Origin of the sequence: Tepidibacillus infernus (assembly GCF_048898065.1) — a bacterium.
GTDB classification, from domain to species: Bacteria; Bacillota; Bacilli; order Tepidibacillales; family Tepidibacillaceae; genus Tepidibacillus_B; species Tepidibacillus_B infernus.
Map to the genome: position 1 here is coordinate 1 of NZ_JBLWFI010000036.1, position 270 is coordinate 270.

The 270-nt window shown below is 50.4% G+C and carries 1 rRNA gene; it reads left to right on the forward strand.

What is annotated here, in order from left to right:
- A 23S ribosomal RNA gene (locus tag TEPIDINF_RS14885) occupies positions 1-270 on the forward strand; the annotation flags it as partial.

Sequence of the window (270 nt, forward strand, 5' to 3'; positions counted from 1 at the left end):
GTTGCACAGACAACCAGGATGTTGGCTTAGAAGCAGCCACCATTCAAAGAGTGCGTAATAGCTCACTGGTCGAGTGACTCTGCGCCGAAAATGTACCGGGGCTAAACGTATCACCGAAGCTATGGATTGTGCCGTACGGCACAGTGGTAGGGGAGCGTTCTTATTGCATAGAAGTCGTACCGAAAGGAGCGGTGGAGCGATAAGAAGTGAGAATGCCGGTATGAGTAGCGAAAAGACAAGTGAGAATCTTGTCCGCCGAAAACCTAAGGT